This window comes from Brevundimonas sp. UBA5936, assembly GCA_002430835.1.
Taxonomy (GTDB): domain Bacteria; phylum Pseudomonadota; class Alphaproteobacteria; order Caulobacterales; family Caulobacteraceae; genus Brevundimonas.
Genome location: DJDA01000049.1, coordinates 40,191 through 40,541, shown reverse-complemented (window position 1 = coordinate 40,541; position 351 = coordinate 40,191). Strand labels below are relative to the sequence as shown.

The following is a 351-nucleotide window of genomic DNA, read 5'->3' as shown; positions in this document are numbered from 1 at the left end:
CGGTCCCGGCGTCAGGCGCTGCTTCAGGCCCGTGGTGAAGAGCCGCAGCTCCGGCGTCGTCAGTCCAAAAGCCCAGTCCATGTCGTCCTTGGGCGCCACCGCGTCATGGCGTTCGGATGCGCCGCCGCCGATCTGAACCGACAGATCGGGCGCGCCCCAGAACTCCGCTACTCTCGACTCCATGCTGATCCCTGCCGCACTCAAGCTGTTGCATATCATTCGCAACAACCGGCCTATAGCCGAGCAACCTTCGCATTGTCTTGCGGCGAGATTAATTCCAAGCCGGTCTGGTCGTTTCGCCGCAGAGGTTTAGAAGGGCGCTCATGCGAATGCTTGTCATTGACGATGATG

At 61.0% G+C, this 351-nt stretch carries 1 pseudogene; it reads right to left on the bottom strand.

The window, feature by feature from the left end:
• Window positions 1-183 (bottom strand): annotated as a pseudogene (locus B2Y21_RS05430) (isochorismate synthase); the annotation flags it as partial.
• Window positions 184-351 lie beyond the last annotated feature (168 nt).